Source organism: Gordonia sp. McavH-238-E (genome assembly GCF_022348225.1).
In the GTDB taxonomy this organism is placed as follows: Bacteria; Actinomycetota; Actinomycetes; order Mycobacteriales; family Mycobacteriaceae; genus Gordonia; species Gordonia terrae.
Map to the genome: position 1 here is coordinate 137,263 of NZ_JAKRFE010000008.1, position 10,563 is coordinate 147,825.

General features: G+C 68.3%; 10 protein-coding genes. 3 read left to right on the forward strand and 7 right to left on the reverse strand.

Going from position 1 to position 10,563, the window contains the following annotated elements; genetic code table 11:
• The first annotated feature begins 50 nt into the window (after window positions 1-50).
• On the forward strand, window positions 51-761 hold the full coding sequence (locus tag MHN80_RS13940) for a histidine phosphatase family protein (RefSeq protein WP_239402337.1): 711 nt from the start codon (window positions 51-53) through the stop codon (window positions 759-761).
• A 1-nt stretch (window position 762) separates the two neighbouring features.
• On the opposite strand, the gene MHN80_RS13945 is transcribed toward MHN80_RS13940, so the two are convergent.
• The 5 genes from MHN80_RS13945 to MHN80_RS13965 form a co-directional block, all read right to left on the reverse strand.
• Window positions 763-1,509, reverse strand: a complete 747-nt coding sequence (locus MHN80_RS13945; RefSeq protein ID WP_239402338.1) for an SDR family oxidoreductase — start codon at window positions 1,507-1,509, stop codon at window positions 763-765.
• 60 nt (window positions 1,510-1,569) lie between these two features.
• The gene (locus tag MHN80_RS13950; protein WP_239402339.1) at window positions 1,570-2,586 is read right to left on the reverse strand and encodes a phosphotransferase family protein; all 1,017 of its coding nucleotides are present in this window, start codon (window positions 2,584-2,586) and stop codon (window positions 1,570-1,572) included.
• Complete coding sequence (locus MHN80_RS13955) at window positions 2,583-3,815, reverse strand: acyl-CoA dehydrogenase family protein (protein ID WP_239402340.1); 1,233 nt, start codon at window positions 3,813-3,815, stop codon at window positions 2,583-2,585. The genes MHN80_RS13950 and MHN80_RS13955 overlap by 4 nt, the downstream gene beginning before the upstream one ends.
• 130 nt (window positions 3,816-3,945) lie before the next feature.
• Window positions 3,946-4,593 carry a TetR/AcrR family transcriptional regulator gene (locus tag MHN80_RS13960; RefSeq protein ID WP_004018986.1) on the reverse strand — a complete coding sequence of 216 codons (648 nt, stop codon included), beginning with the start codon at window positions 4,591-4,593 and terminating at the stop codon, window positions 3,946-3,948.
• Window positions 4,594-4,621: 28 nt separating this feature from the next.
• A complete protein-coding gene (locus MHN80_RS13965) occupies window positions 4,622-5,323 on the reverse strand; it encodes a TetR/AcrR family transcriptional regulator (RefSeq protein WP_004018987.1) in 702 nt (233 codons plus the stop codon).
• Window positions 5,324-5,409: 86 nt separating this feature from the next.
• On the opposite strand from MHN80_RS13965, the gene MHN80_RS13970 reads away from it, so the two are divergent.
• Window positions 5,410-6,363, forward strand: a complete 954-nt coding sequence (locus tag MHN80_RS13970; protein ID WP_004018988.1) for an oxygenase MpaB family protein — start codon at window positions 5,410-5,412, stop codon at window positions 6,361-6,363.
• Between the two features lie 135 nt (window positions 6,364-6,498).
• Here MHN80_RS13970 and MHN80_RS13975 read toward each other — a convergent pair whose 3' ends face one another.
• Both MHN80_RS13975 and MHN80_RS13980 read right to left on the reverse strand, forming a co-directional pair.
• The gene (locus MHN80_RS13975; protein WP_239402341.1) at window positions 6,499-7,785 is read right to left on the reverse strand and encodes an alpha-hydroxy-acid oxidizing protein; all 1,287 of its coding nucleotides are present in this window, start codon (window positions 7,783-7,785) and stop codon (window positions 6,499-6,501) included.
• A 58-nt stretch (window positions 7,786-7,843) separates the two neighbouring features.
• Window positions 7,844-8,137 (reverse strand): hypothetical protein, encoded by a 294-nt coding sequence (locus MHN80_RS13980; protein WP_180819344.1) that lies wholly within the window; start codon window positions 8,135-8,137, stop codon window positions 7,844-7,846.
• Between the two features lie 229 nt (window positions 8,138-8,366).
• Between MHN80_RS13980 and MHN80_RS13985 the strand changes: the two genes are divergently transcribed.
• Window positions 8,367-10,385 (forward strand): glycosyltransferase family 39 protein, encoded by a 2,019-nt coding sequence (locus MHN80_RS13985; RefSeq protein WP_239402342.1) that lies wholly within the window; start codon window positions 8,367-8,369, stop codon window positions 10,383-10,385.
• Window positions 10,386-10,563: the final 178 nt, after the last annotated feature.

Here is a 10,563-nt window from a genome sequence, read left to right on the forward strand (position 1 = left end):
CTGACCGGCCCGGCGCCTCGAACTCATCGAAGCCGACATAGGGTGCAGGAATGGGTGTGATCTATCTGGTTCGTCATGGTCAGGCGAACGCATTGGCCTACGGCATCGCCGACGCCACCGATGACCTCAGCAACGGTCCGGGTGGTCTCACCACGGCAGGGGCGACGCAGGCCGCCCTGTCCGGTGGATTCCTCGCCGGACAGATCGACGCCTTCACCGCAGCCGCCAGCGGCGACCTCCCGAGACAGCAACAGACGCTGAGCGGCGTGCTCGGAGCGTTCGACACCGACCGACCCCAGCCACACGTCGACCCCGGCTGGAACGAATACTCGCTGCCCGCGCTGGTCGGTGAGGCCACGCCCGAGATGTACCGCGACGGCCGCAGCTACCAGGAACAGCTCGACAAGGGGCTCGCGGCGTGGATCGCGGCCGGCGAGCACGACGCAGCGCCCGCCCTCGACGGCGGTCCCGCCGAGAGCTACCCCCAGTTCAAGGCCCGGGTCTCCGATGCCGCCGCGCGTGCCACCGAACTCGCCGGATCGGGTCAGACGGTGCTCGTGGTGTCCTCGGCAGGCACCATCACCCAGTGGATCGCCCAACTATGGGGTATCCCCGACGCCACCTGGCCGGCGATGGCCCGCACGATGGTCAACGCCTCGATCAGCAAACTGATCGTCGGCCGCAGCGGCGTCTCGGTGGTGTCGTTCAACGAGCACGGTCACCTGTCGGACCGCGACGGCGGGATCGCGACGTTCCGCTGACCTACGCCCGGTGCAGGTTCTCTCCGGGGCGGGTGATGACGACATTCGGGAGCACCGCGAACCGCGACAGTTGGGTGATCGAGTGGGCGATCACCGCGATGTCACCGGCCGTGATCATCTCCTCGGCGGGAATGCGATCCTTGAGCCAGTCGGTCATGTCGGTGTTGACATAGCCCGGTGCGATCGTCGTGGCGCTGACACCTCGGCGCGACTCTTCCAGGTTGAACGTCTCGCACAACGAGATGAGCGCCGCCTTGGTCGCGCCGTAGGCGGACAGTTCCGGCTCCGGGTAGACGCCCGTGATCGACGCCACCGCAATGACTTTCGCGCTCCCATGAGCCTGTGCGGTCGCACGCAGCGCAGGCAGCGCCGACTGCAGCAGCACATACGGGGCACGGACGTTGACCTCGTAGAGGCGGTCGAACCGCTTGACCGGGAGGTCCGCGATCATGCCTTTCGACCCCATGCCGGCATTGATGATCAACGCGTCGAACCGCCCGAACGCCGTCGCGTGGGCTGCACCCAGTGCGCTGATCGACTCCGCGTCGGTCATGTCCGCGGGCACGACCTCGACCCGCCCGGCGCCGCGTTCGAGAAGCTCGGCAGCCTTCTTCTCCAACGCCTCTCGGCCACGGGCACTGATGGTGAGGTCCCAGCCGTCGGCGGCGAACCGGTCGGCGATGGCCGCACCGATCCCCCTCGACGCCCCGGTCACCAGCGCGGACCGGTTCGTGCTCGACTCGCTCATGCGGTTACCCCCTCGACTGCGCGGACCCGCGCGATGTGTTCTGACGACGTCATGGCTCGATCAGCCGATGTGGCGCAATCCCTCGGCGATGAACGTCGCCGTGGACTCGCCCGCCTTCTCGGCGCCGTCCCCCGACGATGCACCCGAGAGCGCGCGGTAGGTGATGCCCTCGGCGATCACGCCGAGCTTCAGATTGGCCAAACCGAGGTAGAAATCCCAGTCACCGAGATCAGAACCGGTTGCCGTGGAGTATTTCTGAGCGATCTCATCCACCGATGCGTACCGGTCGCTGGTCCAGGCCGCGGAGAACCCGAGGACCTGATCGAAGGCGCCGATTCGGTACGCGCACATCAGCGCGACGTCGGTCAGCGGGTCGCCGAGGGTCGACATCTCCCAGTCGACGACCGCCGCGATGCGGGACGGGTCGTCGGCGTCCACGATCGTGTTGTCGATCCGGAAGTCGCCGTGCACCACGGACTCTCGTGCCTGTTCCGGTACGCGGTCGGTGAGCGCATCAACGAGTCGCTCGACATCGGGGAGCTCACGTGTCTTCACGTGTCCCCACTGGCGGGCCCACAATTTCACCTGACGCGCGGCGAAACCGGCCGGGCGCCCGAACTCTCCGAGACCGACCTCGCGGTAGTCCACGGCGTGCAGGTCGGCGAGGGTCTGCACGAGTGCATCGAGATTGCGGGCGACCTCGTCGTCGGAGTACGCATCCAGATCGTCAGCGGTCCGGACGACACGGCCGTCGACGAATTCCACGACGGTGCACGGCGCGCCGATCGTCGAACCGTCGGCATCGAACGCCACCGTGCGTGCAACCGGCACCGACGTCGACTGCAGCGCGCTGGTGACCGCCCACTCGCGCCCCATGTCGTGCGCAGACGGCGTGAGTCCACCGGTCGGTGGACGGCGAGCCACCCAGGTGGTCACACCGTCGGTGACCGTATACGTGAGATTGGACTTGCCGCCGCTGATGAGGTCGATCGAGAGTTCACCCGCCGGTTCGACCCCGTTGTCGATCAGCAACCGGCGCAGTCGGTCCCGGTCCAGCGCAGCGTCCACGGCGGTCATCGGGCATCCGCCGATGCCTTGGCCTCCAGCGCCTGCTGGGCCTTCTTCGCGCGCCCGACGGCGCGACGGGCGATCGCCCACCGGTGGACCTCGGACGGGCCGTCGTAGATGCGGAACGGCCGGAGCTCCTGCGACAGACGCGCCAGGGGCAGGTCGGCAGAGACACCGAGTCCGCCGCACATCTGGATGCTGCGATCGGCGACTCGCGAATATGCCTCGGCGGCAAAAGTCTTGGCGATGGACGTCTCGTCGGAGGCGTGGTTGCCCAGATCGAGCTCGTGACATGCCTTGAGCAGCAGCGCACGGGTCGCGGCCAGGTCGATCTCGTTGTCGGCGACCAGCTGCTGGATCATGCCCAGGTCTCCCAGACGCCCGCCGAATCCCTCACGGCGCGCCACATAATCGACGGCGACGTCCTGGCAGCGCTTTGCCGAACCGAGCCACCGCATCACGTGGGTCATGCGGGCAGGCCCGAGCCGGACCTGCGCGTACCGGTAACCCTCGTTCACCTCGCCGAGGATGTCCTCGTCGGGCACGAAGACGTCGGTGAAGCTCACCTCACAGTGACCGCCGATCATCGCCTTGTCGATGGTGTTGATGTGCCGGCCGACGGCCAGTCCGGGAGTGTCGGCGGGCGCGAGGAACATTGTCGCCCCGCCGCGGTCGCCGGGCGCACCCGAGGTCCGCGCCATGATGATGAAGAAGCCCGCGCCTTCGGCACCGGTGATGAAGTGCTTCTCGCCGTTGATCTTCCAGCCACCGTCCACCCGCACGGCCTCAGTGCGAAGGGCATTCGGATCAGAGCCGGCACCGGGTGCGGGTTCGGTCATCGCGAAGGCCGAACGCACATCGCCCGCGGCGAGCGGCGCGAGATACTTCTGCCGCTGCTCCTCGCTCGCGATGTGCGCGAGCATGTGCACATTGCCTTCGTCCGGCGCTCCGATGTGCAGGGCGATCGGACCGAAGGTCGAGTACCCTGACGCCTCGAACACCGGGGCGCGGTCGCACATGTTCAGACCCAGGCCGCCGAACTCGACCGGCGCATGCGGCCCGAAGATCCCGGCGTCTTTGGCCTTCGCGTTCATCTCGCGACGGATGTCGTCTCCACCGGCCGCCGTGATGTCACCGGCCGCCTCGTCCTCGATGGGCAGGACGTAGTCGCGGACGAAGGTCTCGGTTTTCGCGACCACATCGAGCACGTCATCGTCGTGACGCAGGTCTATGGGCATGGTGACTCCTTAACGCGTGGGCAGGTGGGGCTCCCCGAACGCCGACCGATCGCTCGCTCGGCGTCCCATACCTTGCCAGGCCATACGCGCCGGGTCAAGCTCGATCGACGACGGTGTCGGCCCAGCGCCCTCAGTCCGGTCGGTAGCCGACCAGCGCCCGGGCCAACTGGAGATTGCGCGCGATCAGTTCGTCCGGACCCAACAGGCCGTCAAGCTTGAACCAGGTGGACACCCCGACGCACATGGTGGCCACGGCACGCGCCGCGTCTTTCGGGTACTCGGTGGTGAATTCGCCCGCCTCGACGCCCGCGAAGACGATCTCGTCGACCATCCGCTGTTGCCGGTCCCGGTGTCCGATGTAGGTCGGCCGGTAGGTGTCGTCGAGACTGCGGATCTCGGTGGAACCGACGAAAGCCTGTTCCCGGCGGTACATGTGGAATCGCAGCAGCGACTCGACGACGGCGTCGAACTGCCGGATCGGCTCGGGACCGGCCTCGAGGATCGCCGCCTCCGACCGCGCGAGCAGGTCGGTCATGGTCCGTTCGAGCAGCCCCTGCAGCAGCGACTGCTTCGACGGGTAGTGGTGATAGAGACCCGGCACCGACAGATTGGCGCGCGCCGCGATCTCCCGGACCGAGGTGCCGTGGTAACCCTGCTCGGCGAAAGCGGACAGCGCTGCCGCCAACGGGACCGGGAGTTCGGGCTCACCGTAGTCGCGCCAGCCGCCCAGTGGTTGCGTTGCCGGACGGAGGTCTGCTTCGCCGGTTCCGCCACTCATGGCATCAAACATATCCCCACACGCAGAACTACTCCGCATCGCCGGTACGGCGCGACAAACTCTTCTCCAGCATCTCGGCGGGCGAGACCAGCAACGCGATGCTCAGATCGACCACGTCGGCCTTGCTCAGTTCGACGTCGCCCTCGAGCCAGGCGGCCAGCAGTCGACTGAGGCCACCGACCTGATAGTGCGCGACACCGACGGCAGCGGACGGGCCGACGTGCACGTCGAGGATCGCCGACGTGCTCTGCAGGGTGAGGCCCGCGAAAAGCGTGGTCGACTCCATCCGCTTGGCCGCGATGACCGGACTCAGCAGCGCCTGCGAGAACAGCAGCCGACCCTTCCGACGGTCCGCGTCGATGACATCGACGATCGCCGCCACCGCTCCGGCGACCTTCGCACGCATGCTCGAGCCCTCGGAGAACGCGGCGAGGCTGGCCTGCGCGATCTCCTCGATGACCTCGTCGTACATGACCCCGACGAGCTGATCGACCGATTCGAAGCTCTCGTAGAAATACCGGGCGGTGAGTCCGGCGCGCCGACACACCCCGCGTACCGTCACCGCGCCCACGTCACCGGCGCCGAGCAGGTCCAGACCGGCATCGATCAGCGCTGTGCGGCGACGCGCGACGCGGGTGTCGCCACCCTCGCCACCGTAGGCCCGCAGCGTGCCGGCCGAGTCCGACGCCGCGGCGGATCGGCCGTCCGGAGTCGATGGTGCTCGTCCCATGGTTCCTATCTTGACACCCCGGTAAGTTAGGTGTGTCATAAAACGGGAAACAGTCGTTTCCAGATTTCGAGCAGGAGGGGTGTTCGATGGCAACGGAGCCTATCACCAGTGGAAGTTCGGCCCTGTCACCACAGGCGTCGACGGACGTGACGGCCGAGGTGCAGGAGTTCCTCACCGCCGAGCGGCCGGACACCGAGTTCCTCCCCTCCACCGCCCGGATGAGCCGGGCCGAGCTCGACGCCCTGCCCACCAGCGACCTCGATCCGCTCGGCATCGGCGTGATCGCGGGCGCGGCGAACGTGATCATGCAGCTCAGCCTCCCCGCGGTCGGTTACGGCGTGTACGAGAGCCGCGTCGACTCGGGCAACCTGTTCAAGCATCCGATGAAGCGCGGTCGCACGACGCTGAGCTACCTCGCCGTCGCCGGACTCGGTAGCGCCAAGGACCGAAAGGCCTACCGCAAGGCCATCGGCAAGGCCCATGCGCAGGTTCGTTCGACCCCCGACAGCCCGGTGAAGTACAACGCCTTCGATCCGAAGCTGCAGCTCTGGGTCGCCGCCTGTCTCTACCGCGGCACCGAGGACGTCCACCGGATCTTCGGCGGGGTCACCGAGGTGACCGACGAGCGATACCAGGCCGGCGCGGTTCTCGGCACGACCCTCCAGGTCCCCCGCGAGATGTGGCCCGCCACGCGCGCGGACTTCGAGACCTACTGGAACGACACGGTCGAGACCCTCGAGATCGACGACACCATCCGCGAATACCTGATGTCGATCGCCCGCGGAGAATTCCTCGGCCCGGTCGTCTCCCGGTTGCTCGGCTGGCACCTCGAGATCATGGCCATCGGCTTCCTGCCGGAGAACTTCCGCCGCAAGATGCGCGTGCAGCTCTCGCCGTGGCAGGAGCTGTACTTCGACAAGCACAACGCGGTCCTGCGAGCCATCATCACGCGGGCCCCGAAGTGGGTCCGTGCGTTCCCGTTCAACGTGCTGCTCGCCGACGTCCGGTGGCGCATGCGCACCGGCCGCCCGCTGGTCTGAGCGCATCCTGCTCCCTGAGGTGGACCTCTTACTGCCCCCTGAGGTGTGAGGAGCGCAAGCGACGAGCCACGAAGGGCCTGGTGAGGTACCTCACGAGACCCTCCGTGGCTCGCTTCGCTCGCACCTCAGGGAGCGTCAAGAAGGCAGCCGTCGTAGCGCCTCGCGGCCGAGGTCGGCGACGTCGGTGTGGCCGGACAACCCGAGGGTGAGGTCCAGTTCGGCGATGATGTCGGCGACCGCGTCCCGGGCACCGTCGGCGCCGGCGAGCGCGAGTCCGTACATGTGCGGTCGGCCGATGCAGGCGGCGTCGGCGCCGAGGGCGAGCGCCTTGAACACATCGGAACCGGTGTAGATCCCGGAGTCGATGAGGACCTTGATCCGGCCGTCGACCACCGGCGCGATGGTGTCGAGGGCGTCGATCGTGCTGATCGCGCCGTCGACCTGCCGACCGCCGTGGTTCGAGACGATGATGCCGTCCACCCCGGCGTCGACCGCGCGGCGCGCGTCGTCGGGATGCAGGACACCTTTCAGCACGATCGGCAGCGCGGTGCGGTCGCGTAGGCCGGCGAGGTCGTCCCAGTTCAGCGACGGTCGCGAGTAGATGTCGAGGAACGTCTGCACCGCGGCCCGCGGCTGCGGCGAGCGCAGGTTCTGCAGGAACCGGCCCGGTGCGTTGCGGGTGATCGAGACGAGGGTCGCGATCGCCCCGAGGGAGATCTCCGGACGTTCGTCGGTCGCGGCGCGTAACCGGTCGGCGACGATGTCGACGAACCTGCGGTCGGCGGTGTACTGGGCGATCCCCTCGCCACGCGCGAAGGGAAGCGAGCCCAGGTTCAGGTCCCGCGGCCGCCATCCCAGCATCGTCGTGTCCAGGGTGACGACGACTGCCTCGGCGCGGATCGCCGCGGCACGGTCCAGCAGACTGTCGACGAGATCGTCGTCGGTGGACCAGTACAGCTGGAACCAGCGTGGCGCGCCGCTGCTCACCTCGTCCATCGCCGCGGCGACGTCCTCCATCGAGACGCTCGCCTGATTCGAAAAGATATACGGAACACCGAGTTCCGCGGCGGCCCGTCCGATGAGGGCGTCGGCGTCGGGCGCGGCCAGCGAACCGGCGCCGACCGGCGCGAACAACACCGGCGCAGGTAACCGCCGGCCGAACAGGTCGATGCTCAGATTCCGCTGGGATACATCCCGCAGGATGCGCGGCACGATCGCCCACCGGTCCAGCGCGGCGCGGTTGGCCGCCATGGTGCGACCCTCGCCGGCGCCCCCGACTATGTAGGCCCGGGCACGCGCCGACATCGCGCGCTTGGCTCGACGCTCCAGTTCGGCGAAATCCGTTGGTATGCGCGGCTTTCGCCGATGCACACCGGCCGTGTAGATCTCGTTCTGCCGTGCACGCCCATATCCCGCGGTCATGGGTGGTGATGGTAGTGCCGACGATGCGCGTCCGGCCGGTATTGCCGGGGCGCGCCACTCAGCGGGTGGCGGCGGCGGTGACCCCTGCCGCGGCAACCGTCACGGCCGCCACCGACGGCCACGCGCCGATCTTCTTCGCCAGGGGGTGCGATCCGCCGAACGCTGCCAGGTAACCGGCCAGCAGGCCGCCCGCGACCGCGGGCCCCTTGTTCAGCGCCCACCGGCGGGTGCACCAGGCACCGGCCGTGCCGAGAACCACGCCGCCGAGTTCGCGCCGGCCGCTGTACCGCGCGACCGCGAAACCACCGACAAGACCGATCGCCACCACGGGCACCGTTGCATCCACAGCCATGCGTCTCAGGCTACCGCGGCGAGCGGCGCCAGCCCCACTGGACCATCTCTGCCGCATCGCATTACGCGTCATGGTCGGCTGAACGAGAGATCGGCAGTCGCCGCTTTCCGTCGTGACTAGCTACACCCCCTCGGGGATCACCGTCGCTCACATCAACTTGCCAGCCGGTTTCCAGGCTGACGGTGGCAGAGGCGTCGACTCTGGGACAGGAACGATCTGAGGAGGATCCATGACCGCAGTACTGGACACACCGTCGGCGCCATCGCCGTCCGATCGCGCCGCCCCGGCGCACCGACGACGCGTCGTCGCTCGGCCACGGTGGGGACGGCTCGGCCTCGTCGGACTCCTGGCCGCCACCGCCGTGCTCTACCTGTGGAACCTGTCTGCGAGCGGGTACGCCAACACCTTCTACGCCGCTGCGGCGCAGGCCGGATCACAGAGTTGGACGGCGTGGTTCTTCGGTGCACTCGACGCATCGAACTTCATCACCGTCGACAAGCCGCCGGCCTCACTGTGGGTGACCGGACTCAGCGTCCGCATCTTCGGGATGAACTCATGGGCCGTTCTCGCGCCCCAGGCGCTGATGGGCGTGGCCGCGGTCGGGCTCCTGTACGCGACGATGCGTCGGACGATCCGCGACCCGCGATCGGGTACCGCGGCCGGCCTGATCGCCGGCGCCGTGCTGGCGTTCACCCCCGCGGCCGCGCTGATGTTCCGTTTCAACAACCCGGACGCATTGCTGGTGTTGCTGATGGTCGCCGCGGCCTATGCGTTGACCCGGGCTGTCGCCGCCAACTCGGGTCGGTGGCTCGCCGTGGTCGGGATCGCCCTGGGATTCGCCTTCCTCACCAAGATGCTGCAGGGCCTGCTGATCCTGCCGTTCTTCGGGCTCGCCTACCTGCGGTTCGCGAAGACCGGATGGCTCAAGCGGATCGCGCACCTCGTCGGTGCGACCGCCGCATTGATCGTCTCTGCGTTGTGGTTCCCGGTGGTCACCATGATCGTGCCCGAATCGGCACGGCCCTACATCGGTGGTTCGACGGACAACACGTTCATGGACCTCGTCTTCGGCTACAACGGCGTGGGCCGCATCAGCGGTGACTCCGGGGGCGGCGGAGGCGGCGGCGGTCAAGCCGGCGGGTCCTTCGGTGGGTCCACCGGGCTGGACCGACTCTTCGGTTCCGAGATGGGCAACGAGATCTCCTGGTTGCTTCCGACCGCACTCGTCGCGCTGTTCTTCGCCGGCTACCTGGTGGTGTGCAGCTTCCCGGTCTTCCGCGTCGACCAGCCCGTGACACGCACCGAATCCGCGGCCGTGCTCTCGTGGGGCGGCTGGCTGCTGGTCACCGGGATGATCTTCTCCTTCATGAGCGGGACGATCCACCCCTACTACACGGTGGCACTGGCGCCGGCAATCGGCGCGGTCATCGGACTCGGCGGCGTGCTCGCGTGGCGTCGACGCACTCGCTGGTCGGCCAGGATCGCCCTGGCGGCGATGGTCGGTGGGGCGGCGGCGTGGTCGATCGTGCTGTTGAACCGCAACGACTTCGGCCCGACCTGGTATCGATGGCTGATCGGCGTGGTCGCCTCGATCTCGGTGCTGACCCTCCTCATCGGTGCAGCACGCGGTTGGCGACGTGCGGTCGCCGTGGCACTCATCGCGGGTTCGCTCGCCGGATTCGGCGGAACGGCAGCGTTCTCGATCGCAACCGCGGCGACCCCGCACAGCGGCTCGATCCCGACCGCGGTGTCGACCTCGATGGACGGCGGCGGCATGGGTGGCCCCGGCGGTGGCATGGGCAGTGCCCCCAGGGGTCGCGCAGACGGCGGACAGCCTGGCGCCCAGCAGGCCGGCGCCCGTCCGGACCAGCAGGGAAACCCGCCCACCGCCACGCAAGGCGGCGGCGGGATGACAGGCGGCCCGGGTGGCGACACCGCGTCGAACGCCGAACTCGTTGCCGCGCTGAAAGCAACCACCACAACATGGGCGGCCGCGACCAACGGGTCGCAATCCGCCGCCGGAATCGAGATCGCCACTGGCACCTCGGTCATGGCGATCGGTGGATGGAGCGGGGATCCGGCCCCCACGCTCGAGCAGTTCATCGCCTACGTCGAGGACGGCGAGATCGCCTACTACCTCGGTGACAGCGGCGGTGGTCCGGGCGGCAACTCGGAGATCTCCGAGTGGGTCGCCGCCAACTACACGGCCACGACCATCGGAGGGACGACGGTCTACCAGCTCTCCTGACGTCTCGGCACAGTCCTGCCCGTTCCCGAGCATCGGGGGCGGGCAGGACCCATGATCGACCGATCGACGGTGGCTCGAGCCTTTCCCGTGCGGCGAACCCACCGCGCGGACCCGCGTCGCGGCCGACGCCCCCACGTCGCCGTCACCCATCCATCCACTGTTGCCGCTCCGAAGACGG